The following is a 25,917-nucleotide window of genomic DNA, read 5'->3' on the forward strand; positions in this document are numbered from 1 at the left end:
TTAAAATTATGCCATACGAAGGCGGAAAATATGACGTGATTGTCATTGGTGCTGGTCACGCCGGAGTAGAAGCCGGTTTGGCAGCAGCGCGGATGGGATCAAACACCTTGATGTTAACGCTGAATTTGGATTCTGTCGCATTTATGCCCTGCAACCCGTCTGTCGGAGGACCTGCAAAAGGAATAGTGGTCCGTGAAATAGATGCGCTGGGCGGAGAAATGGCAAGAAATATTGATAAAACCCACATCCAGATGCGGATGCTGAATACGAGAAAAGGACCGGCAGTACGTGCGTTAAGGGCCCAGGCAGATAAATTCCTGTATCAGCAGGAAATGAAAAAAACCTTGGAAGATCAGGAAAACCTTGTGCTTCGGCAGGGACTGGTGGAAGAATTAATTGTAGAAGACGGCCTATGCAAAGGGGTCGTAACAAACACCGGAGCGTCCTATTATGCGAAAACAACCGTAGTGACCACCGGGACGTATCTCAGAGGAAAAATTATTCTCGGGGATCTGGCCTACGAAAGTGGTCCGAATAACATGCAGCCTTCCATTAATCTTTCACACAGCCTGCAAAAACAAGGCTTTGACATGGAACGTTTCAAGACCGGAACCCCTCCCCGGGTAAACAGCGGCAGCATTGATTATGATAAAACCGAAATGCAGCCGGGGGATGAACAGCCGCGGGCATTTTCTTATGAAACCACCAAATATATTACGGATCAGCTTCCCTGCTGGCTTACCTATACAGGTGAAGACACCCATGCGCTGATTAATGATAATCTGACGCGTTCGCCGATGTATTCAGGAATGATCGAAGGGACAGGACCTCGTTATTGTCCTTCGATTGAAGATAAGATTGTCCGTTTTCATGATAAACCGAAGCACCAGATCTTTCTGGAGCCGGAAGGAAGAAATACGTCGGAAGTCTATGTACAGGGACTTTCTACAAGCCTGCCGGAAGATGTGCAGTTTAATATGCTAAAAACCATTCCAGGGCTGGAAAACGTACGGATGATGCGGCCGGGTTATGCGATTGAATACGATGCCATCATGCCGACACAGCTGTGGCCGACGCTGGAAACGAAGAAAGTGGAAAATCTGTTTACCGCAGGGCAGATTAATGGTACTTCCGGATATGAAGAAGCAGCCGGTCAGGGTATCATGGCAGGTATTAATGCAGCCCGGAAGGCACAGAATAAAGAAGGTGTCATTCTAAACCGTTCGGATGCCTATATTGGCGTATTAATTGATGATCTGGTGACAAAAGGCACGGATGAACCTTATCGTCTGTTGACGTCCAGGGCAGAATACCGTCTGCTGCTCCGTCACGATAATGCAGATCTGCGCCTGACCGAAATCGGTCATGATATCGGAATGATCAAAGCGGATCGCTACGAGCGATTCGTCCGTAAAAAAGAGGCCATCGCTAAAGAAAAAGGCCGCCTTGAGAATACGACCGTTAAACCAAGTGACGAACTGCAGCAGATGCTGGAATCCAAAGATTCTTCTCCAATGAAAGAAGCAGTGTCTGCAGCACACTTATTGAAGCGGCCGGAATTGGGATACGATGATGTTATTCCGTTTGCTCCGGGAGGCGAGGCTCTGACCCCGGATGTAGCAGAACAGGTAGAAATTCAAACGAAATATGAAGGCTATATTGCCAAACAAATGGAACAAGTGGAACGAATGAACAAAATGGAAGAAAAGAAAATTCCGAATGACATTGATTATACGCAGATATCCGGGCTGGCAACCGAGGCCGTTCAGAAATTATCGGAAGTAAAACCGATTTCTGTAGGTCAGGCTTCCAGAGTTTCCGGCGTAAACCCGTCCGATATTTCCATCCTGCTTGTATATATTGAACAAGGAAAATTGGCTAAAACTGCAGAAGCATAAATAGAAAGAGAGAACAGCTCCAGGGTCTCCTGCTGGATAAAAGACCTGGAGCTGTTTTCATACATAATACAAAAGGTGGTTGAAAGGATGAGCAAGCCTCCATTTACGAGCTGGCTGCAAGAAGAGGGCCTAGAACTGTCAGAAAAACAGCACAAGCAATTTGATTTCTATTACCGGCTGTTGATAGATTGGAATGAGAAAATAAATTTAACGACATTAACCAGGGAAGCAGACGTGTATGAGAAGCATTTTTATGACTCTCTTACTCCAGCTTTTTATCACGATTTTCAAAACGATAAAACAATGATAGATATTGGGGCGGGAGCAGGGTTTCCAAGCCTTCCCCTGAAAATTATTTATCCTCATCTTCATATTGTTATTATCGACTCGTTAAAAAAGAGAATCACTTTTTTAGAACATCTTGCCGCAGACCTGCAGCTGGAAAATGTTCATTTTCTGCATGGACGGGCGGAAGATAAAGCTCACGCTCCAGAACATAGGGAACACTATGACACAGCAGTAGCGCGTGCCGTAGCAAAAATGCCGGTCCTGACAGAATTGTGTCTGCCGTTTGTAAAAAGAAAAGGAACGTTTATTGCGTTAAAAGGGTCGGAAGGTCTGAACGAAAAAGAGCAGGCCGGCACTGCCTGCCGCACGCTGGGAGGACGGTGGCAGGAGGCTTCTGCATTAACACTGCCCAATGAAGAAAGTACAAGATATATTTTAAAAATGGAGAAAGTGGACCATACTCCGCGGAAGTATCCGCGTAAAGCAGGGACTCCCGCCAAAAAACCAATGGTATAGCCAGGTGGTAGACATTGGATGCAGTCATGGTAAAATATAATCAGGTTATAGGGGAAAGAAGGAAACGCCCTTTTTGGCTGGAAGAAATAGAATGTAGTTAATTAGTAAGGTGGTGTCAGGCAATGAAGCAATCGCTTCAAAAATGGTTTGGCCTGGGGGAACAGCAGGAAGAAAAAGAGGAGCATCCGGAAGAAATCAAGTACCTGCCTGTGGATAAAATTACAGCCAATCCATTTCAACCGCGAACTATTTTCCAGGAGGAAAAGATTGCGGAGCTTGCACAATCTATTCGTACTCACGGACTGCTGCAGCCGATCACCGTGCGAGAAAAAGAAGGACATTATGAAATTATAGCGGGAGAACGACGTTGGCGTGCAGTACTTAGTCTGGGTATGAGCGAAGTTCCGGCAATTGTGAAAGAGTTTAATGATACCGAAACCGCTTCGGTGGCGTTAATTGAAAATCTGCAGCGGGAAGAACTGACCGCTATTGAAGAAGCATCTGCCTATGCTAAATTATTAGAACTGCATGGATTGACCCAGGAAAGCTTAGCGCAGCGTCTTGGAAAAGGCCAGTCCACGGTCGCGAACAAATTAAGGCTTCTTCATCTTAACGAATCAACCCAGCAGGCCTTAAAGGATAAACATATTACAGAAAGGCACGCAAGGGCTCTTTTATCGGTGAAAGACAGAGAGCAACAGGAGGAGATCCTTCAGGCCGTCATTCAACGTGAATTGAATGTGAAACAAACGGAACAGTTAATCAAAGAACCATTGGAAGAAAAACCTGCCAAAAAAGCAAAGCCGACCCGGAAACATTTTTCAAAGGATACAAGACTGGCTATGAATACGATCCGTCAATCGGTAGATATGGTGGAAAAAAGCGGAATGAATATTGATACAGAAGAAGAAGAGCATGAGGAATATTATCAGTTTACCATTCGGATTCCCAAGAAATAATCTACCTGGCAATGAAGGTAGATTATTTTTTGGATGTTATCTTCCATGCAATTGCAACATTATTGGTAAAACATGATAGAATAAATAATAGAGTTTTAGAAACGACCATTATTATAGCTCGTGGGATGCAGAAAGTAGGTGTACCGATGGCAAAAGTTGTTGCTATTGCGAACCAGAAAGGCGGCGTTGGCAAAACGACAACAGCTGTTAATATTAGTGCCTGTCTGGCATACATAGGAAAAAAAGTACTGCTCGTTGATATAGATCCGCAGGGAAATGCTACAAGCGGAGCGGGAATCGAAAAAGGCGATGTGGATGAGTGCGTGTATAACCTGCTCGTAGAAGATGCCGGGGCTGACCAGGTGATCAGGCATTCCAGTGTCGAAAACCTGGATGTCGTTCCGTCAACGATTCAGCTTTCCGGTGCTGAAATAGAATTGGTCTCCACTATTTCCCGGGAAATCCGCCTTAAAAAAGCGCTGTCAGAAATGGATGATTCCTATGATTATATGATTATAGACTGCCCACCTTCCCTTGGCCTTTTAACCATCAACGCATTAACAGCAGCCGATTCGGTATTGATCCCGGTTCAGTGTGAATATTACGCATTGGAAGGGCTGAGTCAGCTGCTTAATACGATACGTCTCGTGCAAAAACATTTAAATACAGAACTGGCGATTGAGGGTGTATTGCTCACGATGCTTGATGCCCGGACAAACCTTGGCATCCAGGTTATTGAAGAAGTGAAAAAATATTTTCGGGAAAAAGTGTTTGAAACGATCATTCCTAGAAATATTCGGTTGGGAGAAGCTCCCAGTTATGGGCTTCCAATCATTCTATATGATGCAAAGTCCAAAGGTGCCCAGGTGTATTTAGATTTAGCAAAGGAAGTGACGGCCGATGGGTAGAGGTTTAGGACGAGGATTAAATGCTTTTTTTCCGGAAGAAGCGGACAGAGAAGAGAATGTCGTAGAGGATGTAAAAGTCAGTGATTTACGGCCTAACCCTTATCAGCCGAGAAAAACGTTTACAGAAGAAGCAATTGAGGAATTAAAAGACTCTATCAGCGAGCATGGGGTTCTGCAGCCTCTTATTGTCCGAAAAAGTATCAAAGGTTATGAAATCGTAGTAGGAGAACGGCGGTACCGGGCCGCAAAAGCAGCCGGCATGGAAACCGTACCGGCTGTAGTAAAAGAGTTAACCGATGAAAAGCTGATGGAAGTAGCACTTATTGAAAACCTGCAGCGGGAAAATTTAAATCCATTAGAAGAAGCAAAAGCGTATGAAAAGCTGATGAAACACCTGGGTGCGACTCAGGATGAACTATCAAAACGGCTCGGCAAAAGCCGTCCCCACATTGCCAATCATCTTCGCCTGCTGCAGTTATCACCAGCTGTTCAACATAAAATTGAGAATAAAAATATATCCATGGGGCATGGCCGTACCCTGCTCGGTCTGCATGATAAAACCAAAGCAGACAAAATTGTGGAAAAAATAGAAAAAGAATCATTAAATGTCCGCCAGACAGAGGAACTAGTCCAGCACATGAATCAAAAGCCGGTTCCGGAGAAAAAAAAGAAAGAAGCTGCCAGGCCTTCGGTGTTCATTCAGTCAAAAGAAGAAGAACTTCGTTCCTACTTTGGGACCTCTGTTTCTATTAAGAAAGGGAGAAAGAAGGGGAAGATTGAAATTGAATTCTTAAGTGATGAAGACCTGCAGCGTATTTTAGAATTATTGGAAAATGAATAAACATCACCGACATATCGGGGATATGCCGCTGCAAAAACCACGGAGTCCTGTTAAAGGGCCCCGTGGTTTTTATATGGATGCGGAAGCAGGGGGTTAATTGGGATCCTGAAGGGAAAAGGCACTTTCTGTTTCGGAGGAACCTCCCTTGTAATAAGACTTATGAACCGTACTCCCGGCAGTGATCGACCTGGTTTTGTTCCGCAGTTTCCGGTCAGCTGCCTGAAATGCTTCCGCTGTACATTCAGCCATGGTCATCACTAAATGAAGCCGAGTATTCTGAAGAACGAAATATTCCATCATTCCACTTACATTTACGATGCCGGTGATATGCATCTCTCCTACCTCAGGAAGCTTTTTTTTCATAGCAGCTCCTGGAATGACAGGACCTTCGGTAAAGTTAATTTTTCCAACATTTCTTAATTTTCCTAAACAGGCATCAATCGCAATAATATATGGAAAATGATATTTGCATTGGATCTCCTGTATTGTGTCTTCCAGGTTAACCGCATGAACAGGGTTTTCCAGTGTTCCATATACAACGAAATGTTTTATCCTTTTCTTCTCCAGGGCAGATCCGATCAAAGGGCCGAGAGAATCTCCGGTGGAGCGGTCTGTTCCAATACAGACAATAACGATATCACGATATTTAGGGACGTTCTGAAGTTGATCTATCAGTTCAACCGCTAACTGGGACGGGGCATTTTTGTCCTCGGAATGCACGTGAAAGGTGTAGGGAGTATGAACCGAAGCGGGTTTTTTTCCAATCATAATAGCCTCTCCTTTTTCATATTAGTTCCAGTATAGGAACCACGTACGCTTTCTATACATGGAGACTTTCGAACTCATCATTTGGACAAGGGAGAAATGACAATGATTGCGGATGGACTAAAATGGATGTTTCTTATTATAGGTACGACAATTGGAGCTGGTTATGCTTCCGGACGAGAAATTTGGCAATTTTTTGGCCATGAAAGTGGACTGGCCATTTTTATTTTCAGTATTTTGTTTATGATTTGCTGTTACGTTGTGTTGAAAATCAGTTATCAGGAGCAGACAGAGAATTATTCGGCAGTGCTCTCTAAATTAATGGGCCCCCGATTTTCTAAAGGATATGATGTTATTATCATCATTTACCTTTTTACGACGACCGGCATAATGGTGGCCGGCGGAGGGGCCGCGCTCGAATATTTCCACGTGCCCTTCACTGCAGGAATTCTGTTCATGGCAGTGCTGTTATTTATTGTTTCGATTCGCGGTGTAAAAGGACTAACCAGCCTTAATAGTGTGTTAATGCCTGTATTGATTATAAGTTTGGGTGTTATATTGTTTACTTTTTTCTGGATACATGCTGATATCGAGCCCGGGAACTGGAAATCACAGAGCAATTGGACGTCCTCTCTTACCTTTACCTCTCTGAATCTTCTCCCCCTTGTAGCTGTATTATCTGCAACCGGAAAGCAGATTAAACATACGGGGGAAATATGGATCGCAAGTGTCGGAAGCGGCCTCATTCTGGGCGGAGTTTCCTTTCTATATAACGAATCATTATTAGCTGCAGCAGAAGATATCATGTTATATGAAATTCCTCTATTCGCGCTGCTGGAAACCTATCCAAGTATGGTCACTGCTTTTATGGCAGTGTTATTGTGGACAGCTATCTTTACCACAGCTGCCTCTGGATTATTTGGTTTATCAAGCCGGCTTCGTACAATCTGGCCGATACCTACCTGGGTGCTTGCCGCTTTACTCCTTTGTGTGATTCTTCCTTTTACGGAACTGGGATTTTCAAGGCTCATAGCATTTTTATACCCAATATACGGGGTTTTAAATTTATATTTACTTGCTGTTGTTATAATTCATCCTTTTTTCCTGAATAAAAAGTTGTGACCACTTCCATTCTCCAGCCAATTTCCCGGGAAATAGACACATTCGTTTTACAGCATAAGGATTGTCTCTTTTCATTAGATAGGATAGGATATTACATATAATAAACTATTCAGGCAGGTTTTCAGAAATGAGGTGTCAGAGATGACTGATACGCCTTTTTCCTTACATGACGTGGTAGAAATGAAAAAACCTCATCCATGTGGAGAAAATCAATGGAAAATCATTCGAATGGGCGCTGATATTCGTATTAAGTGCCAGGGCTGCGGCCATAGTGTCATGCTTCCCCGCCGGGAATTCCGGAAAAAAATGAAAAGAATCATTGAAAAAGCAGAACAATAACCTTTTCTTGTTTTTTACGATGCATGTCTCTATAATTGGAAAAGGTGAAAAATCTGTTTACAGCAGAGGATTAAAAAGGATAACAGTTTTTTAAAGGAAGTGAAGGGAACATGGCATTAACAACCGGTATCGTTGGTCTTCCGAATGTCGGGAAATCTACGTTATTTAATGCAATCACACAGGCGGGAGCCGAATCAGCCAACTACCCATTCTGTACGATTGACCCAAATGTGGGGATCGTGGAAGTTCCGGATCCCCGTTTAAATAAATTATCAGATCTTGTGAAACCGAAGAAAACCATTCCGACGGCGTTTGAGTTTACAGATATTGCTGGGATTGTAGAAGGCGCCAGTAAAGGAGAAGGACTGGGGAATAAATTTCTGTCGCATATCCGGCAGGTGGATGCCATCTCTCATGTCGTCCGCTGCTTTAACGATGGGGATATTACCCATGTTTCCGGCAGTGTAGACCCTATCCGGGATATTGAGGTTATTAACCTGGAGTTAATACTGGCAGATTTGGAAACCGTTCAAAAACGGATGGATAAAGTAGCGAAGCTCGCTAAATCCAAGGATAAAGACGCGATGGCAGAGCATGAGCTTCTTCAAAAATTAATGGCAGCTTTCGAAGAAGAAAAACCGGCCCGCAGCCTGGATTTGTCAGAAGATGAATATAAAATGGTCCATGGTTTTCAACTGCTGACGATGAAGCCCGTGTTATATGTGGCCAACGTCAGTGAAGAAGATCTGTTAAGTGATGAAGATAATGAATACGTACAGGCTGTCAAAGAGTACGCGGCCAAAGAAGGATCCGGTGTTATTACGGTCTGTGCCAAGATCGAATCAGAAATTGCAGAGCTTGAAGGAGAAGACAAGCAGGAATTTCTGGAGGATCTCGGCATTGAAGAGGCTGGGCTGGATCAGCTCATCCGTGCTGCTTACTCTCTGCTGGGCTTGGAAACCTTTTTCACGGCCGGGGAACCGGAAGTGAGAGCCTGGACGATTCGACATGGCACGAAAGCTCCACAGGCCGCCGGCGTGATTCATACCGACTTTGAACGCGGATTTATCCGCGCAGAAGTGGTCAGTTACGATGACTTAATGGCAGCCGGCACCATGAATGCCGCCAAAGAAGCGGGAAACGTCCGGCTGGAAGGCAAAGATTACCTGGTGAAAGACGGAGACGTCATCCATTTCCGCTTTAATGTTTGATAGTCAGGAGGCGGACAAAGAAAACTCTCGCAAATCCATCCATTCATGGGAACGAACGTTCGTAAACGGAAGCATGAGCAATATCGGACGGCGGTTGAGATTCTCTCATCCGCTGTTTTTCTTATGGGTGGTGCAGCAAATACCTTCCCTCCACAAATCCCAATAAGAGAAAAACAGCAGATGTCCTCCTTCTTTATTTTTAAAATAGGAATTGTCAATCCCCGCTGGTTCTGCTATAATCATAAGTTGCGAGTGAAATGTCTATAAACAATTTTGCTCCTTGCTCTTTTTAAAGGGAGAGCCGTAAGACCAAAAGGAGGTGACGCACTATGCGTAAGTATGAGGTACTTTATATCATTGCTCCAAGCGTTGATGAAAACGGTGTGAAAGAAATGATCGAGCGTTACAACAACGTGCTGACCAATCAGGGAGCAGAGATCGAAAAAGTGGACGAGATGGGCAAGCGCCGTCTGGCTTATGAAATTGACGACTTAAAAGATGGCTACTACGTTGTCGTATATATCAAAACAGAGCCGGGCGCAACAGATGAATTTGAACGCCTTGTCAAAATGGATGATAACGTCATTCGTCATCTTGTCGTTAAAAATGAAGACTAAGGACGAACCAGTGGGAGGGGTTCCAAAATGATAAATCGAGTTGTCCTGGTTGGCCGCTTGACCCGTGATCCCGAGTTACGATATACACCAAACGGGGTGGCAGTGGTGAATTTCGGTATTGCTGTCAACCGACCGTTTACAAACCAGCAGGGAGAACGGGAAGCTGATTTTTTCAACTGTGTGGCCTGGAGAAAACAGGCGGAAAACGTGGCTAACTATTTGAAAAAAGGAAGCCAGGCCGGAATCGACGGCCGGCTGCAAAGCCGTAAGTATGAAAATCAGGAAGGCCGCCGCGTCAGTGTGGTGGAAGTTCAGGCAGAAAGTGTGCAGTTTCTGGAACCCCGCAGTTCTTCCGGCGGTGGAGGCGGGTCCGGCAGTGAATATGCCGGAGCCCAGCAGGGACCCGGACAAGGTTCAGGCCAGCAGAGTCAGGGCGGCGCCTCCAACCTTAATGATGATCCTTTTGCCAATGATGGGCAGCAGATTGATATTTCAGATGATGATTTACCATTTTAGAAGTGCTTCTCCCCTAACCGTATACTAATAACAAACTTTCTTAAAGGAGGTTGAAACGATATGGCACGCCGTAGAGGTAAGAGAAGAAAAGTGTGTTATTTTACAGTCAATAAGATTGAAAAAATTGACTATAAAGACGTAGATCTATTGAAAAAATTCATTTCGGAACGTGGTAAGATTCTTCCGCGCCGGGTTACTGGTACTTCCGCTAAGTATCAGCGTCAATTGACGAAAGCGATAAAACGTGCCCGCCATGTGGCGCTGCTCCCGTACGTAAGGGAACAGTAAAGCATGCTGATACAAAACGTTTCCCGACCGTTTCGGGAAGCGTTTTTTATATAGGAAAAAGCAAATGCTTCCTTTTTCCTCCTGCTCAGGATGAAGTGAATTCTTTCTTTTTTATAAAGAATAGATTACAATAGACCAATGGATTCAACATACATACAGCAGAAACATGTCAGATATGTAAATGTGATGGATAGATGAGGTGACAGCGTTGCAGCAAACGAGAAGGTTAACAGAAGGGGCTGTGTTAAGCGGTATTTTTGTCGTCATGCTGCTTCTTTCTGTTTTTGTTCCTTTTCTCAGCATTGTACTTTTCTGGTTTATGCCGATGCCTTTTATTATTTTTGTTCTTCGGCATGGCTGGAAATCAGGGATGGTTATGGCGGTGGTTTCGTTACTGCTGTCTTTTTTTACCGCTGCGGTTGGTCTTCCTTTTGCCATATTTGCGGCAGCCGGGGGAATTACAGCGGGAGAGCTGATGCGAAGGAAAAAAGAAGCATTATTTGTGCTTGCAGGAAGCAGTATTGCCTATATAGGGGGACTGGTTCTTTTGTATGCCGGTTCTGTCCTTCTGCTGGACATTGATCCACTGGCTGCCATGCAGGATTTAATGAGACAGTCCACCCAGCAGGCCGAATCCATGATTGCTTCATTGGGGCAGGACCCTTCGGAAAACCTCGAAGTCTGGGAAAGTATGATTGATCAGATCGGCCAGTTGGGACCGCTGTTGATTGCGTTTACAGGCATCATGTTTGCGCTGATCACCCAGCTGATTGCCCATGCTGTGTTACGCCGCCTGCAGATGAGTGTTGAACCGTTTCCGCCGCTGCGTCAATGGAATTTTCCAAGGTCGTTGTTGTGGTACTACCTCATTGTTTCTATTGTCTATTGGATAGGAGTAGACGAAGGTACGGCCCTGGAGACGGTGACGTGGAACCTTTTTCCTTTATTAGAAACAGCAATGGCATTGCAGGGTTTTACGGTGGTCTTCCATTATTGTTATATTAAATCTGTTCCTAAGGTTATTCCGGTGCTGTTGATGATTTTTGGATTAGTTTCGCCCTTTGTTCTTCTGCTTGCCCGAATTTTGGGTATAATTGATTTAGGATTTCAATTGAAAAAACGTCTGGAATCTGACGCGAAGTAGGGGTTGACATTATGCCTAAGTTTTTAATGAATCGCTGGCACGGGCTGCATGTCATTTCATTATTTATTGTAGCAGCAATATTTATTGGATTTTTAACCGTGTACCAGTGGGTGCTCGGGCTATTCGGCTTTTTTCTCCTGGCGGGAATGTTTGTATACATCGTCCAGGCAAGAAAAGCGTTTGAACGAGATCTGGAAAAATATATTACGACATTATCGCACCGTGTGAATAAAGCCGGGGAAGAAGCGGTAACGAGACTCCCGATCGGAATCGTGTTATATGATGAAAATTATCAGGTGCAGTGGGCCAATCCATTTATGATGAAGTACCTGCCTTCAGAATTTCTGGGAGAGCCGCTGGAGGATATATTTGATGACTTGACCGCTCCAATAAAAAAAGGCGAGACGGAAACAGAATTGACCTTAAATGACCGACACTATACGATTTATATAAAACAGGAAGAACGCCTGCTGTATTTCTTTGATATGACGGACACGAAGGAGACGAAGTCCTTATACAGAGAAGAGCAGACGGTTATTGGACTGATCTACCTTGATAACTTTGATGAAGTGACACAGGGGATGGATGATCAGATACGAAGCAGATTGATGAGTCATGTCACGTCTTCCTTAAATGAATGGGCGGAAGAGTATCAAATATTATTGCGCAGTATCTCTTCCGACCGGTTTATTGCGGTCATGAATCAAAAAGCACTGCAGGAGCTGGAAAAGACCCGGTTTGAACTTCTGGATCAAGTACGGGAGGCAACTGGAAAAGAAAAAGTACCGATCACCCTCAGCATAGGTGTCGGCAGTGGAGATTCTTCCTTGCGGGAATTAGGCAACCTCGCCCAGTCCAGTCTGGATCTGGCCCTTGGCCGCGGCGGGGATCAGGTGGCTATCAAACAGACAAACGGCAAAGTCCGTTTTTACGGCGGGAAGTCGAATGCGATGGAAAAACGGACAAGGGTCCGTGCCCGCGTCATCTCCCACGCCCTTCGTGATTTTGTTCTGGAGAGCGATCAGGTCATTATCATGGGTCACAAGAATCCGGATATGGATGCGATCGGTGCAGCAATCGGGGTATTGAAGGTTGCGGAAGTTAATAATACGGATGCCTATGTGGTGGTGGATCCAAGTGACATTAATCCGGATGTTCAAAAACTAATGGAAGAAGTAGGAGATCATGATCACCTGTGGTCCCAGTTTATCACTCCGGAAGAAGCATTGGATGATTTAACACGTCATACTTTGCTGGTGGTCGTTGATACACATAAACCATCGATGGTGATCGAGCCCCGTCTCGTAGATGCGGTGGATCGTGTGGTGGTCCTGGACCATCACCGCCGGGGAGAAGAGTTTATCAAAGACCCAGTGCTGGTTTACATGGAGCCGTATGCGTCTTCCACGGCAGAATTAGTGACAGAACTGTTAGAATACCAGCCGCAGAAGTTAACGATGGATGAATTGGAGTCAACAGCCATGCTGGCCGGAATTATCGTGGATACCAAAAGTTTTGCGATACGGACGGGGTCACGCACATTCGATGCTGCCTCTTTCCTGAAATCCCACGGTGCTGACACCACGATGGTGCAGATGCTGTTGAAGGAAGATATTGATCAATACGTTCGTCGTTCTCATTTAATAGAAAAAGCCACGATATATAGAGACGGCATGGCGATTGCAAAAGCGTCCCAGGATGAAATGTACGATCAGATTCTGATCGCTCAGGCCGCAGACACGCTGTTAACGATGAACGATGTAAAAGGTTCCTTTGTCATTTCGAAACGCAGTGATGGGAAAGTGAGCATCAGCGCCCGTTCCCTCGGCGAGGTTAATGTACAGCTCATTATGGAGGCTCTGGACGGGGGCGGTCATTTAACAAATGCAGCGACCCAGCTGGATTCTACACTGGAAGAGGCAGAAACCCGGCTCCAACAGGCGATTGATGAATATTTGGAGGGAGGAACGAAAGAATGAAGGTTATCTTTAATCAGGATGTAAAAGGAAAAGGCAAAAAAGGGGAAATGAAAGACGTTTCGGAAGGCTATGCACGAAACTATTTACTGCCTAACAATCTTGCCGTCGAAGCGACCAAAGGCAACGTAAAGAACCTGAAAGCCAAGCAGGAGAGCGATGCTAAAAAAGAACAACAGGCATTGGAAGAGGCAAAGAAATTCAAAGAAGAACTGGAAAATACAAAAATTGTCGTGACCGCAAAAGCAGGAGACGGCGGCCGGCTTTTTGGAGCAGTTTCAACCAAACAAATCGCAGAAAAACTGAAAGACATGGGGATGAAAGTCGATAAACGGAAAATCGAATTGGATCAGCCTATCCGTACTCTCGGGGTAACGAAAACACCGATTAAAGTTCATAAAGAAGTGACAGCGACCGTCGATGTACATGTAGTGGAAGAATAATAACCCACCACGCATTTCTCATAACGGCTTATGACAGTAATCTGCTCATAAGTCGGTTTTTTCAGCCATAGAAGAGGAAGAAAGGCAGGAAGATGGACATGAGCGATGTCATGGCAGACCGCAAGCCTCCTCAGAATATAGAAGCAGAACAAGCTGTTTTGGGAGCTGTATTCTTAGAAGGAGGAGCATTGGTTACCGCCACAGAACGTATAGCACCCGAAGATTTTTATCGCGTGTCTCATCAACGCATTTTCCGGGTGATGCTGGAATTAGGAGAAAATGGAAGCCCGATTGATTTAGTGACCGTTACTTCCTCCCTTCAAGATTATGAGTGGCTGGAGGAAATAGGCGGGATTTCTTATTTAACAGATCTGGCCAATGCGGTTCCAACTGCTGCAAATATAGATTATTACAGCAAGATTGTGCAGGAAAAGTCCATTCTGCGGCGTTTGATATATGCGGCCACTTCGATTGTATCGGAAGGCTATAATGCCGAAGAGGAAGTAGAAGAAATCCTCAACGATGCGGAACGCTCCATCCTTGAAGTGGCACAGCAGCGCAGTTCGAGTTCTTTTGTTTCGATTAAAGACGTATTAATCGAGACGTATGACAACATTGAAATGCTGCAAAACCGTGAAAACGATATAACAGGAGTAGCCAGCGGTTTTGCTGAGTTGGATAAAATGACAACGGGTTTTCAGCGAAGTGATTTAGTTATTGTCGCCGCACGACCCTCGATGGGGAAAACAGCGTTTGCGCTGAACATCGCCCAGAACGTTGCTACAAAATCAGAAGAAAACGTAGCGGTTTTTAGTTTAGAGATGGGGGCTTCCCAGCTTGTACAACGGATGCTGTGCGCTGAAGGAAACATTGATGCCACCAGGATGAGAACCGGCTCGTTGGAAGAAGAAGACTGGGAAAAACTGACGATGGCCATGGGAAGCTTATCGTCCGCGGGCATCTACATTGATGACACGCCCGGCGTGAAAGTAAACGAGATACGTGCCAAGTGCCGGCGCCTGAAGCAGGAACGAGGCCTCGGCATGATTATGATTGATTACATGCAGCTGATTCAGGGTTCCGGATCTAGAGGAGGAGAAAGCCGGCAGCAGGAAGTATCGGAAATTTCCAGAGGATTAAAGGGACTGGCCAGAGAGCTGGATGTACCGGTTATTGCCTTATCCCAGCTCTCCCGCGGGGTGGAATCCCGGCAGGATAAACGTCCGATGATGTCTGACCTGCGGGAATCAGGAAGTATTGAGCAGGATGCAGATATCGTTGCCTTTTTGTACCGGGAAGATTACTACGACCAGGAAACGGAAAATCAGAATATGATAGAAGTTATTTTAGCCAAGCAGCGGAATGGCCCGGTTGGAGCGGTCGAACTTGCATTTATAAAAGAATACAATAAATTTGTAAATCTGGATCGGCGGCATGATGAAAGGGACGCGCCGCCCGGAGCCTGATTTAAGGGTTGTCTCAAAAGGGCAGCCCTTTTTTTATGAAGAGACTCATCACGAACATATTTGGTACAGGTTTGTGTTAATGTTCGTGTTTTATTGACTTTTGGGCTGTGTCTTGGTACACTATGAGAGGGTTTTCAGCCTGTGTGTACATAGAAATATAAAGCGGCCTGAGTAACAGGTGCCGGAGGTGGACAATGTGTCATCAATCGTTATTGTAGGAACACAATGGGGAGATGAAGGCAAAGGAAAAATTACAGACTATCTTTCTGAAAATGCGGAAGTTGTCGCCAGATATCAAGGCGGGAATAATGCAGGCCATACGATCGTTTTTGGCGGAGAAACCTATAAGCTGCATCTTATTCCATCTGGTATATTTTATGATAATAAAACATGTGTGATTGGAAACGGCATGGTGATTGATCCAAAAGCTTTGGTGAAAGAACTGAAATATTTGCATGAACGCGGCGTGGATACGAGCAATCTTCGTATCAGCAACCGGGCTCATGTCATACTGCCTTACCACGTGAAGCTTGACGCGATGGAAGAGGAAAGCAAAGGCACGAATAAAATCGGGACCACCCGTAAAGGGATTGGGCCTGCCTATATGGATAAAGCAGCCAGAACCGGGATCCGCATATCCGATCTGCTGGATAAGGCAGAATTCGAAGAGAAACTGGACCGGAACCTGAAAGAAAAAAATCGACTGCTGGAAAAGATCTATGAGACGGAAGGATTTCAGATCAGCGATATTTTAGAGGAGTACTATGAGTACGGTCAGTTTTTTGCGGATTATGTCTGTGATACTTCCGTCGTTCTAAACGATGCGGTAGATGACGGAAGGCGTGTGTTATTTGAAGGGGCTCAGGGAGTCATGCTTGATATTGACCAAGGCACCTACCCGTTTGTAACGTCCTCTAATCCGATTGCCGGCGGGGTTACCATTGGCTCCGGCATCGGTCCCTCCAAAATTCATCATGTGGTCGGTGTATCCAAAGCTTATACGACACGTGTGGGAGACGGACCGTTTCCGACAGAATTGAGCGATGAAGTGGGAGATCAGATCCGTGAAACAGGAAATGAATATGGTACAACAACGGGACGTCCCCGCCGTGTAGGCTGGTTTGACAGCGTGGTTGTCCGTCATGCCCGCAGAGTGAGCGGTATTACAGACTTATCATTAAATTCGCTTGATGTATTAACGGGCATTGACACGGTAAAAATATGCACGGCATATCAGTACCGTGGTAAAACGATCGAAGAGTTCCCCGCCAGCCTGAAAGTACTGGCGGAATGTGAACCGGTATATGAAGAGATGCCGGGCTGGTCGGAAAATATTACAGGAGCCCGTTCATTGGATGATCTTCCAGAGAACGCCCGTCATTATTTGGAACGCCTGTCCCAATTGACGAATATTCCGCTCAGTATATTTTCTGTCGGCCCGGACCGGAATCAGACAAATATGGTCCGGGGAGTTTGGGGGATTTAACCCTGTCGATGCCTGCCTGTCTGTTTTTTTGAAAAAAGAATACAGGCAGGTTTAATTTTTTAAAAAAACTGGTTGAAAATCAAAAATCGACATGGTACTATTAATTCTGTCGCTGTCAAAGATGAAAGAAACAGGAGCCATTAGCTCAGTTGGCAGAGCATCTGACTTTTAATCAGAGGGTCGGAGGTTCGAATCCTCCATGGCTCACCATTTAATATCATAAATTTTTTATTTTAAGGCCCGTTGGTCAAGTGGTTAAGACACCGCCCTTTCACGGCGGTAACACGGGTTCGAATCCCGTACGGGTCACCATCTTATCTTTCTGGTAGTTGAGGAAGAGAATCGTCTCCTTGCTTTTGAAAAGAAGAAGCAAGAAGGTCGAGGAAACAAACGAGGAAGGAATGGAGCGTACATCAGTACGTGACATGACCGCCCGAGAGCAGTTGACGAAGAGATTCGCAGCTTATTCTTTTCAAAAGGGCCTGTGGTGTAGCGGTTAACATGCCTGCCTGTCACGCAGGAGATCGCGGGTTCGATTCCCGTCAGGCCCGCCATTTTATCCATATAACATAATAAAAATGGCTCGATAGCTCAGTCGGTAGAGCAGTGGACTGAAAATCCTCGTGTCGGCGGTTCGATTCCGTCTCGAGCCACCACTAACTATAAGATGAAACGTAACGTCTGGAACACCGTCCAGACGTTTTTTGATATGGGATAACCGGGGTCCTTTCCCTATGTTATAATGAAAGGTAGAATAAAATAGTTAGGTTTTCCTGCTTTATTGGGGGACGAAGCATACATTTCTGAATTCATGAAGGAAACGGAGCGAATGGATATGGACGAAAAAATATTAGTCGTAGATGATGAACAACCGATCGCCGATATTTTAGATTTTAATTTGAAAAAAGAAGGCTTTGAAGTAGAAGTAGCGTACGATGGGAATGAAGCGTTGGAAAAGGTTCATGAATTTGTTCCGGACCTGGTGCTTCTTGATATTATGCTTCCGCATAAGGATGGCATGGAAGTATGCCGTGAAATTCGTAAATATTTTGATATGCCGATTATCATGCTGACAGCCAAAGATGCAGAAATTGATAAAGTACTTGGTCTGGAACTTGGGGCGGATGATTATGTAACCAAGCCTTTCAGTAACCGGGAACTGCTGGCAAGGGTAAAAGCGAATCTGCGCCGGCTTCAGGCTGTGCCGGAAGAAAATCAGTCGAAACAAAAGCAGATTGAAGTCGGGGGATTGACGATTGATCCGGATGCCTACCTTGTTTCCAAGCGGGGCGACCCGATTGATTTGACCCATCGGGAATTTGAACTCGTTCATTACTTAGCAAGACATCTTGGACAAGTTATGACAAGGGAGCACCTTCTCCAGGCCGTGTGGGGGTATGATTATTTTGGAGATGTACGAACCGTGGATGTAACGGTGCGCAGACTCCGTGAAAAAGTGGAGGACAATCCCAGCTACCCTATGTGGATTGTAACAAGAAGAGGCGTGGGGTATTACTTAAAACATCCTGAACAGGAGAAGTAGTGATGAAAATAGGGGACTTTTTTAAATCGATCCATTTTAAAATGATCACCATTTTTATGCTCCTCATTTTTATAGCGGTGCAGGTCATTGGGGTGTATTTTACAGGAGAACTGGAAGCGCAGCTGAAAGAAAACCATGAAGATATGATTGTGGAGCGCGCGGACCTGCTGGAATATAACGTGAAACAGGAGCTGACCCGGAACCGGGATGAGGAAGAAGAACCGTTGGAAGATGATATAGAAACACTCCTTCAGGAATTTTTTTCGGTGGAGGGAATGGAAGCCCAGGTGATCGGTCCCAACCAACAGATACTGGGAACGTCCGAATGGAATGATCAGAATATCGTAGGACAGCAGAGTACGGAGGTGAGGGTGGAACGCGCACTTCTTGGAACCCCGGCTAAGACCATAGTGAGAGATCAATCAGGAGACCGGATTCGTGTGATTGCCCAGCCGATTGAAGAAAATGGAGAAATACTGGGAGCCATTTATATCGAAGCAAGCATGAAAGCTATTTATCAGGAAATGGATGAAATTAATTCCATTTTTATAAAGGGAACCATTATAGCTCTTGGTATTACAGCATTGCTGGGTATATTACTATCCCAGACCATCACCCGTCCGATCGTAGATATGCGCCGCCAGGCCAGAGTGATGAGGGAGGGGGATTTCTCCCGTCGTGTCCGGGTTTACGGCCAGGACGAAATCGGCCAATTGGCTGAATCTTTTAATGCTCTCACGATGAATTTGAAAGAGGCCCATGCGACAACGGAAGGAGAGCGGAAAAAGCTCAGCTCTGTCCTGACTCATATGACCGATGGTGTGATCGCGACAGACGAATTAGGGCGGATTATTCTCATGAATAAGAGAGCGGAACAACTTCTGAATGTCAATAGTAATCAGATTATAGGGGCGTCGCTGCCGGAAATGCTGCACTTGTCTGAAACCGTCGCTCCAAGCGATTTATATGATTATTCGGACGCAATTCTGTTGGATTTTAGTAATGAAGAAGAAGCGTTTTTGCTTGAAGCCAACTTTTCTGTCATCCGAAACGAAGATGGACCGGTTAATGGTTTGATTACCGTCCTGCATGACGTCACTGAAAAAGAAACGATTGAAAGGGAACGCCGGGAATTTGTGGCCAATGTGTCTCATGAACTTAGAACACCGTTAACGACGATGAGAAGTTATCTGGAAGCATTGGAAGATGGAGCGATGGAAGATGAAAACATAGGTCCCCGTTTTTTAAAAGTAACACAGAATGAAACAGAACGTATGATTCGGCTCGTCAATGATTTACTGCAGTTGTCCAAAATGGACAGTGACGATTTAAAGATGACCTTCCACACGGAAAATGTAGGGGAACTTCTGGAGCAGATGTCAGAACGATTTGAAATGGTTACGAAGGATAAAAATATCGAGTTTTCCAAACAGGTTCCAAAGCATCCGATTTATGTAGATATGGACAAGGACAAAGTGATGCAGGTATTTGACAATATTGTATCCAATGCTGTGAAGTATTCACCGGATGGAGGGATGATTACGATTCAGGCCCTTCCTGGAGCAAAAGCAGTGGATATTAAAATTACAGACGAAGGTATGGGTATTCCAAAAGAGAGCCAGCCTAAAGTCTTTGACCGCTTCTATAGAGTAGATAAAGCCAGGGCTCGTAATCTGGGAGGCACAGGTTTGGGTCTGGCGATAGCAAAAGAGTTAATCGAATCTCATCACGGGGATATTACCATTGACAGTGAATGGCAGAAAGGAACCACAGTTACTGTCACTCTTCCCTATGCAGCTCAGGAAAAAGCGGGTGTTGTCGAATGAAAGAACGGATAAAATCATGGACCCTCACGGTATTGGTAGGATTGAGTGTGTTTTTAACCTGGCAGCTATGGACGTTTCAGCCGAGCCTGGCCCCTTTGAATGAAGCATCTATCGCGACAAGTGAAGAATTAGGGGAAGAGCTGCAATTGGAGGAAGTGGTGGAACCGGATCAGCTTATCCTTCACGATGGAGACAGCCATGCCTCGTTAAATGCAACCGATGCATTATTTTCAAGATTTTATGAAGATTTATTGGACTCGCGCTTTGAAAATATTACGTTAAACCAGGAAGTAAACGAAGACGACATCTATGAAGGACAGCGTTCGGCAGAGATTATTTATCCGACCCCGGTTCCAGATGAAATCATGGAGCAAATGCTCCGCTTTGAAGAAGACTCTCCGAACCTATCCATGGATTCCATTGACCGTATTGTTCTGCAGGATCAAGGCGGGGATACAGATACATTGATTGTAAAATTCATTTCTCATGAGGAATCCTTTGTGCTGGAAGGGGAGACCAACTTTAGTTTGTCTGCGTTCCGCGAAGAGTACGTCCTCCAGATGGACGATTATACTTCTGTGTTTCCTTACCAGTTAAACAATAACGCCTCCACGTCGGAAGTTCTTTATCTTCCGACAGAAGCGGTGACGTACAATACCCTGTCTGACACATCGACAGAGATTGACTATAATAAGTTTTTAAATCTATTATTCAGCGACTCTGATTATGTGGAACAGTACCGCCAGGATAATCAGAATGCATCTTTCACCGATGGAAACCAGATGATGAGCATTGAAGAAAACGGTAGTTATTTAACGTATGTGAACCCGGTCTACAGTGAAAATACTTCTTCCAGCCAGAGCCATGTGATTGGTGCTGCCTTTGACTTTGTCAATTCACGCGGCGGCTGGACGGATGATTACCGTTTGTATGACTGGCACCGGCAAACCCAGGAAGAAAGTGCAACCTACCGGATGATGGTGGCGGGGCTGCCTGTTTTCACTGCCGGCGGTCCAGAAATATCCTCCATCAATGTAACGAGATCCGGAGGCCAGGTGTCAGAGTATTCCCGTCCACTCTTTCAGCTGGATGATTCCCCGATTGATGCCAGAGGCTCTATGGAACTCGCCTCCGGGGAAGAAGTCGTTGAATATGCCGAGGAACAATTTGATCCTTCCCTGATAGAAGACATTAAGCCGGGATATCAACTGGAGAAAACAGACAGCCTGGTCTTTCGCTTTGAGCCAAGCTGGTATGTCAAACAAGACGGGGCCTGGTATCCAATAGATCCGGAAGAAACACCAGGTACTCAGGAGGGGTAAAATGGACTGGAATCGAACAAAAACCATTTTTATTATCACCTTCCTGCTGTTAAATGCGTTTCTGCTGAATGAAATCATAGAAAAGAGAAACCAAAGTGACCTCAATGTACGAGCTCAGAATACATTTGAAGAAAGATTAAATGAGATGAACGTTTCCGTGACGGAAGAGCTTCCCGAAGAGCGGGATGAAATCAGCCATATTGTGGGGGAACCTCTTGATATTGAAGAAGAGGTGAGAAATCAGGCCGGAGAGGAAAATGTCAGCACGCTGGATAATAATTTTGTGGAAGTGACATTGGAGGATCCCTATGCGGTTTCCAATGAAGAGGACATTTCTAATTTTTTAAACCAGCAGGTGTGGAATGGGTCTGAATATGAGTTCGACCGTTGGAACAGTGAAGACGGGCAGATGTTCTTCAACCAGATGTATGAAGAAGACACCGTTGTCACCTACGAAGAAAATCCGCTGGTGTTATTTTTAAATGAAGACAATGAAGTGGAAAGCTATATTCAAAGTTATCTCGAGTTTGAAGAAGAAGGCAAGAAAAAAGATATGCTTGCCCCTTATGGAGCCATTGAACGATTGGTGAATGACGGCATCGTTTCTTATAATGATGAGGTCAACGAGGTGGAGGTAAGGTATTACAGTCTGTTTCCGCCGGAGGGAACAGCGCAGGTTCTTGCCCCTATGTACAGCATCGAAGTAAACGAAGAAAGTGAATATCTTGTTAACGCGATTGGCGGCACCATACGTACGCTGCAGGAAGTGTCGGAGGAAACAGAAGCGATTGAAAACCCTTCAGCTGAGGAAGGAGAAGGAGATTCAGAAGAAGAGACAGAAAACGGTCAAAACGAGGAGAATGAAACAGAGGAAGAATAAATGGAGGCAACTGCATGGCATTATCGTTCAGTGTCCTGGCCAGCGGCAGCACCGGCAACGCTGTATATATCGAAACAGAGCAGCAGCGGCTGCTGATTGATGCAGGTTTAAGCGGTAAAAAAATGGAAAACTTATTTGCCCAGATTTCCCGGCATCCCGGGGATATTGACGGCATTATCATTACACATGAACACAGTGATCATATAAAAGGAGCGGGAATTCTCGCCAGAAAATATCACCTGCCCATATACGCCAACCCCAAAACATGGAAAGCGATGGAGGAAAGTCTCGGGAGGCTGAAGACCGAGCAGAAATTTACCTTTGCCCAAAATTCCGTAGCGTCCTTTGCCGATTTGGATATCGAATCTTTTCCAGTCTCTCATGACGCAGCGGACCCCATGTTTTTTGTGTTTCATCATCAGGGAAAAAAATTCACCCTGGCGACGGATATGGGGTATGTCACAGAACAAACAAAAGGACTCATTCGTGATTCTGATATGTACGTTTTTGAGACGAATCATGATTTGAATATGCTGCGTATGGGGCGGTATCCATGGAATGTAAAACGCCGAATTTTAGGAGATACCGGCCATGTCTCAAATGAAGACGCAGCTTCGGCTCTGGCAGAAGTAGTTGGAGACCGGACAAGAAGGGTGTATCTGGCTCATTTGAGTCAGGATAACAATATGAAAGAACTCGCCCGCATGTCTGTCAAACAAATATTGGAAAAAGAAGAGGCCGGGATCGGCTTTACCTTTCATCTTTATGATACAGATCCGTATGAAGCAACCCCTCTTGTCACACTCTAAGGAAGAATGTTTAAAAACAAAAAGAAGGGAAACGATATAGGATAATCACGGAAAATGGAATGAAAGGTGACAGGGTGTATGGGTTATTATAATGATCATACCAAAGAAGATTCTCAAAGAGCTCACAGACAGCGGCGGAAAACCAGATGGGCAGGTATTGCCGGAGCTGTGATTGGAGCCCTGCTGGTCGTGTTCTCGGTGCCTTTTCTTTATGAATCCGGCCTCTATCCGGGAACAGCAGAAGAGGCGCCTCCGGAACAAATGGATAATCAGACTCAGCCCGATGAAATCGCGTTTGAGGACGAACAGAAAAACGTAAATTTATCCGTGAGTTCCGACACGACCGAAGCGGTAGAAAAAATTTCAGGAGCTGTGGTCGGTGTTTTTAACCTGCAGCAGTCTGAATTCTGGGAGGAAGATCAGGAAGGCTCCGGCGCGAATCAAGGAACAGGTTCAGGGGTCATTTATAAAGTGGAAGGAGATTCCGCTTTTGTTGTGACGAACCATCATGTAATCGAAGGGGCCAGCCAGGTGGAAGTCAGTTTATCTGATGAAAACCGGGTTAATGCAGAAATTGTAGGATCGGACGTATTGACCGATCTGGCGGTTCTCCGGATTGAAGCAGGAGGAGTTGAGACTACCGCTGAATTTGGCAATTCCGATAACCTGAATGTGGGAGAGCCTGCGATTGCAATAGGCAACCCGCTTGGCACGAATTTGTCACGAACGGTGACACAGGGGATAATAAGCGCAGTAGAACGCAGTATTCCGGTTGATCTTACCGGCAACGGCCAGCCCGACTGGAATGCTGAAGTTATTCAGACCGATGCAGCGATTAACCCTGGGAACAGCGGGGGAGCGCTCGTGAACATAAACGGCCAGCTTATTGGAATAAACTCCATGAAAATAGCACAGTCCTCGGTGGAAGGTATAGGTTTTGCGATTCCAACATCCGTTGCCATTCCTGTAATTGAAGATTTAGAAGCGACCGGTGAAGTAGAACGGCCGCAGATGGGGATTACTCTCCGGGCGATTTCTGAAATTCCAAGCTATCACTGGCAGGAGACATTACAGCTTCCTCCAGAAGTCGAGAGCGGCATCTTCATTACTAATGTGGTTTCGGGTACGCCTGCGGACGAGGCCGGTCTTGAGCAGTATGATGTGATTACAGCAATTAATGACACACAAATTGCAGATGGCCATGACTTACGAAGATATTTATATACGGAAATCAGTATGGGTGAAACAGTGGAAATCACCTTCTACAGAGATGGAGAACAACGTACGACCGAACTGACACTAAATGCCCAGCAAAGTTTTTAACATGACGCGGCCTCCAGAAGAACAACAGCTTTTGGAGGCTGTTTTTTATGTGTTGTGGATAATTATCTCATGATATAGTAAATACGAGGTGATTCCCAATGTACTATGCCTGTGAAGAACACAGCGAAAGAGCCCTTGATGACGCGGTGGAACACAGCGGAGAACCCCCGTTCATGGATAGGATGGCGGAGGACAATCTATCCACAGGATGTTCATACTGTGAGCAGAAAGCTGTGTATAAAGTTCAAGAGAAACGTTCACATCAGGTGTGAATATGTGGATATCTTCTGTGGATAAATTTTAATAGGGCGTTGTGCACATGTGAACAATAAGATAAAAGAAGCAAAGAGGTAGAGGAGAAAAAGAAAATGCAGATTCAAATTGTAAGTGTCGGAAAGATTAAAGAAAAGTATATTAATCAGGGGATCAATGAATTCGAAAAAAGACTGGGTCCGTATTGCAAACTGACTTTCGATGAGGTAAAAGATGAGCAGGCACCGGAGCAGATGAGTGACAAAGAACGAGAGCAGGTAAAGGCAAAAGAAGGAGAACGTATTTTAAATAAAATCAAACCAGCCCAGCATGTTATTGCCCTGGATCGGACAGGAGAAAACTGGACGTCGGAGAAGCTGGCCGGGGAGATGGAAAAACTCAGTATTCAGGGCAAAAGCCAGCTTACTTTTATCATTGGAGGTTCCAATGGATTAAGTAATGACGTTCTGCAGCGTGCGGAGCAGAAGCTGTCCTTTTCGAAAATGACCTTCCCGCATCAGCTTATGAAACTGCTCCTGCTCGAACAGATCTACCGGGCGTTTAAGATTCAGAAAGGGGAACCGTATCATAAATAGAGGTAAAATAAAGGGTTGAAATCGTTATTAGCTATTATGATGCCAGCGATACCATGAAAGGATATGACAGAGGTTTTTCTTCTGTGTTACACGCAGCGGGCGGCACTATTGGTGCAATCATACCACCAGTATACCATTAGTATTGTATGAATTGCTGCGGGTGTATCGATTGGGGACTTACTCTTAGCAGGATACTTCCAGGCATTATAATAGGTGTTTCATTAATGCTTATATCATTTATTTACAGTCGAAAAAAGATTACAACGACTATTGAACAATCCGACACCGAATATAGGTTTTTGGTATTTATTAAAGTCGGCATTTTGGGCATTATTGATGCCTGTAATAATACTTGGAGGTATTTATGGAGGAATTTTTAAGCCTACTGAAGCTTCTGTAACGGATTGATTATAGCAACAGCCTCATTTTTTGGTTCATGGTTAACATTGGAAAGAATCCCTCAAAATATTGCTATGTCAATCAATGAAGCGTCGTTACCTCCTTTATTAACAATAATTATTATTAATCTATTTTTATTACTCTTGGGTTATAGTTAGCGCTTTGGGTGGGCATCAATAAACAA

The 25,917-nt window shown here is 45.0% G+C and carries 27 protein-coding genes and 4 tRNA genes; 30 read left to right on the plus strand and 1 reads right to left on the minus strand.

Annotation, left to right across the window (positions count from 1 at the left end; genetic code table 11):
• The first annotated feature begins 8 nt into the window (after nt 1–8).
• From mnmG to G475_RS0115325, 5 genes are all read left to right on the plus strand, one after another.
• Nucleotides 9–1,898: a tRNA uridine-5-carboxymethylaminomethyl(34) synthesis enzyme MnmG gene (gene mnmG / locus G475_RS0115305; RefSeq protein ID WP_026702031.1), complete on the plus strand. Its 1,890-nt coding sequence runs from the start codon at nt 9–11 to the stop codon at nt 1,896–1,898.
• Between the two features lie 87 nt (nt 1,899–1,985).
• Entirely contained in the window at nt 1,986–2,702 is a 717-nt protein-coding gene (rsmG, locus tag G475_RS0115310) for a 16S rRNA (guanine(527)-N(7))-methyltransferase RsmG (RefSeq protein WP_026702032.1), read from the plus strand.
• Between the two features lie 122 nt (nt 2,703–2,824).
• Nucleotides 2,825–3,661 carry a nucleoid occlusion protein gene (gene noc, locus G475_RS0115315; RefSeq protein WP_026702033.1) on the plus strand — a complete coding sequence of 279 codons (837 nt, stop codon included), beginning with the start codon at nt 2,825–2,827 and terminating at the stop codon, nt 3,659–3,661.
• A gap of 146 nt (nt 3,662–3,807) precedes the next feature.
• Nucleotides 3,808–4,569 carry a ParA family protein gene (locus tag G475_RS0115320; protein ID WP_026702034.1) on the plus strand — a complete coding sequence of 254 codons (762 nt, stop codon included), beginning with the start codon at nt 3,808–3,810 and terminating at the stop codon, nt 4,567–4,569.
• Complete coding sequence (locus tag G475_RS0115325; protein WP_026702035.1) at nt 4,562–5,410, plus strand: ParB/RepB/Spo0J family partition protein; 849 nt, start codon at nt 4,562–4,564, stop codon at nt 5,408–5,410. The genes G475_RS0115320 and G475_RS0115325 overlap by 8 nt, the downstream gene beginning before the upstream one ends.
• A 93-nt stretch (nt 5,411–5,503) precedes the next feature.
• Here G475_RS0115325 and yyaC read toward each other — a convergent pair whose 3' ends face one another.
• On the minus strand, nt 5,504–6,178 hold the full coding sequence (gene yyaC / locus G475_RS25300; RefSeq protein ID WP_084414155.1) for a spore protease YyaC: 675 nt from the start codon (nt 6,176–6,178) through the stop codon (nt 5,504–5,506).
• A 102-nt stretch (nt 6,179–6,280) separates the two neighbouring features.
• On the opposite strand from yyaC, the gene G475_RS0115340 reads away from it, so the two are divergent.
• The 25 genes from G475_RS0115340 to G475_RS28060 all read left to right on the plus strand — a co-directional run bounded on the left by G475_RS0115340 (nt 6,281) and on the right by G475_RS28060 (nt 25,891).
• The gene (locus G475_RS0115340) at nt 6,281–7,297 is read left to right on the plus strand and encodes a YkvI family membrane protein (protein ID WP_026702036.1); all 1,017 of its coding nucleotides are present in this window, start codon (nt 6,281–6,283) and stop codon (nt 7,295–7,297) included.
• 141 nt (nt 7,298–7,438) lie between these two features.
• A complete protein-coding gene (locus G475_RS0115345; protein ID WP_026702037.1) occupies nt 7,439–7,636 on the plus strand; it encodes a DUF951 domain-containing protein in 198 nt (65 codons plus the stop codon).
• A gap of 110 nt (nt 7,637–7,746) precedes the next feature.
• Nucleotides 7,747–8,847, plus strand: a complete 1,101-nt coding sequence (gene ychF, locus G475_RS0115350; protein ID WP_026702038.1) for a redox-regulated ATPase YchF — start codon at nt 7,747–7,749, stop codon at nt 8,845–8,847.
• A 329-nt stretch (nt 8,848–9,176) separates the two neighbouring features.
• Nucleotides 9,177–9,464 (plus strand): 30S ribosomal protein S6, encoded by a 288-nt coding sequence (gene rpsF / locus G475_RS0115360; RefSeq protein ID WP_026702039.1) that lies wholly within the window; start codon nt 9,177–9,179, stop codon nt 9,462–9,464.
• A gap of 27 nt (nt 9,465–9,491) precedes the next feature.
• On the plus strand, nt 9,492–9,980 hold the full coding sequence (gene ssb, locus G475_RS0115365; RefSeq protein ID WP_026702040.1) for a single-stranded DNA-binding protein: 489 nt from the start codon (nt 9,492–9,494) through the stop codon (nt 9,978–9,980).
• Between the two features lie 60 nt (nt 9,981–10,040).
• Nucleotides 10,041–10,268, plus strand: a complete 228-nt coding sequence (rpsR, locus tag G475_RS0115370) for a 30S ribosomal protein S18 (protein WP_026702041.1) — start codon at nt 10,041–10,043, stop codon at nt 10,266–10,268.
• A 208-nt stretch (nt 10,269–10,476) separates the two neighbouring features.
• The gene (locus G475_RS0115375; protein WP_026702042.1) at nt 10,477–11,412 is read left to right on the plus strand and encodes a YybS family protein; all 936 of its coding nucleotides are present in this window, start codon (nt 10,477–10,479) and stop codon (nt 11,410–11,412) included.
• A gap of 11 nt (nt 11,413–11,423) precedes the next feature.
• The gene (locus G475_RS0115380) at nt 11,424–13,391 is read left to right on the plus strand and encodes a DHH family phosphoesterase (RefSeq protein WP_026702043.1); all 1,968 of its coding nucleotides are present in this window, start codon (nt 11,424–11,426) and stop codon (nt 13,389–13,391) included.
• The gene (rplI, locus tag G475_RS0115385; RefSeq protein ID WP_026702044.1) at nt 13,388–13,831 is read left to right on the plus strand and encodes a 50S ribosomal protein L9; all 444 of its coding nucleotides are present in this window, start codon (nt 13,388–13,390) and stop codon (nt 13,829–13,831) included. The genes G475_RS0115380 and rplI overlap by 4 nt, the downstream gene beginning before the upstream one ends.
• A gap of 98 nt (nt 13,832–13,929) precedes the next feature.
• Complete coding sequence (gene dnaB, locus G475_RS0115390; protein WP_026702045.1) at nt 13,930–15,297, plus strand: replicative DNA helicase; 1,368 nt, start codon at nt 13,930–13,932, stop codon at nt 15,295–15,297.
• A gap of 196 nt (nt 15,298–15,493) precedes the next feature.
• Nucleotides 15,494–16,783, plus strand: coding sequence for an adenylosuccinate synthase (locus G475_RS0115395; protein ID WP_026702046.1), 1,290 nt, complete (start codon nt 15,494–15,496; stop codon nt 16,781–16,783).
• 134 nt (nt 16,784–16,917) lie between these two features.
• Nucleotides 16,918–16,993, plus strand: a tRNA-Lys gene (locus G475_RS0115400).
• A 27-nt stretch (nt 16,994–17,020) separates the two neighbouring features.
• A tRNA-Glu gene (locus G475_RS0115405) sits at nt 17,021–17,095 on the plus strand.
• Between the two features lie 166 nt (nt 17,096–17,261).
• Nucleotides 17,262–17,337 (plus strand) — tRNA-Asp (locus G475_RS0115410).
• Nucleotides 17,338–17,363: 26 nt separating this feature from the next.
• Nucleotides 17,364–17,439 (plus strand) — tRNA-Phe (locus tag G475_RS0115415).
• Between the two features lie 179 nt (nt 17,440–17,618).
• Entirely contained in the window at nt 17,619–18,326 is a 708-nt protein-coding gene (gene yycF, locus G475_RS0115420; protein WP_026702047.1) for a response regulator YycF, read from the plus strand.
• A 2-nt stretch (nt 18,327–18,328) separates the two neighbouring features.
• On the plus strand, nt 18,329–20,152 hold the full coding sequence (gene walK, locus G475_RS0115425) for a cell wall metabolism sensor histidine kinase WalK (protein ID WP_211233931.1): 1,824 nt from the start codon (nt 18,329–18,331) through the stop codon (nt 20,150–20,152).
• Nucleotides 20,149–21,474: a YycH family regulatory protein gene (locus tag G475_RS0115430; protein WP_026702049.1), complete on the plus strand. Its 1,326-nt coding sequence runs from the start codon at nt 20,149–20,151 to the stop codon at nt 21,472–21,474. Before walK ends, G475_RS0115430 begins: the two co-directional genes overlap by 4 nt.
• Nucleotide 21,475: 1 nt before the next feature.
• On the plus strand, nt 21,476–22,354 hold the full coding sequence (locus G475_RS25305; RefSeq protein ID WP_051302577.1) for a two-component system regulatory protein YycI: 879 nt from the start codon (nt 21,476–21,478) through the stop codon (nt 22,352–22,354).
• Between the two features lie 14 nt (nt 22,355–22,368).
• Nucleotides 22,369–23,163 (plus strand): MBL fold metallo-hydrolase, encoded by a 795-nt coding sequence (locus tag G475_RS0115440; RefSeq protein WP_026702050.1) that lies wholly within the window; start codon nt 22,369–22,371, stop codon nt 23,161–23,163.
• 78 nt (nt 23,164–23,241) lie between these two features.
• Nucleotides 23,242–24,486, plus strand: a complete 1,245-nt coding sequence (locus G475_RS0115445) for a S1C family serine protease (protein ID WP_026702051.1) — start codon at nt 23,242–23,244, stop codon at nt 24,484–24,486.
• 98 nt (nt 24,487–24,584) lie between these two features.
• Complete coding sequence (locus tag G475_RS26875) at nt 24,585–24,758, plus strand: CxxH/CxxC protein (protein ID WP_084414157.1); 174 nt, start codon at nt 24,585–24,587, stop codon at nt 24,756–24,758.
• Between the two features lie 96 nt (nt 24,759–24,854).
• Nucleotides 24,855–25,334: a 23S rRNA (pseudouridine(1915)-N(3))-methyltransferase RlmH gene (gene rlmH, locus G475_RS0115455; protein ID WP_026702052.1), complete on the plus strand. Its 480-nt coding sequence runs from the start codon at nt 24,855–24,857 to the stop codon at nt 25,332–25,334.
• 270 nt (nt 25,335–25,604) lie between these two features.
• Nucleotides 25,605–25,742, plus strand: coding sequence for a TRAP transporter large permease subunit (locus G475_RS28055; RefSeq protein ID WP_156911737.1), 138 nt, complete (start codon nt 25,605–25,607; stop codon nt 25,740–25,742).
• Entirely contained in the window at nt 25,739–25,891 is a 153-nt protein-coding gene (locus tag G475_RS28060; RefSeq protein ID WP_156911739.1) for a TRAP transporter large permease subunit, read from the plus strand. Before G475_RS28055 ends, G475_RS28060 begins: the two co-directional genes overlap by 4 nt.
• The last annotated feature ends 26 nt before the right edge of the window (nt 25,892–25,917 follow it).

The sequence above is a fragment of the Salibacterium aidingense DSM 18341 genome (genome assembly GCF_000429685.1).
Classification (GTDB): Bacteria; Bacillota; Bacilli; order Bacillales; family Marinococcaceae; genus Salibacterium; species Salibacterium aidingense.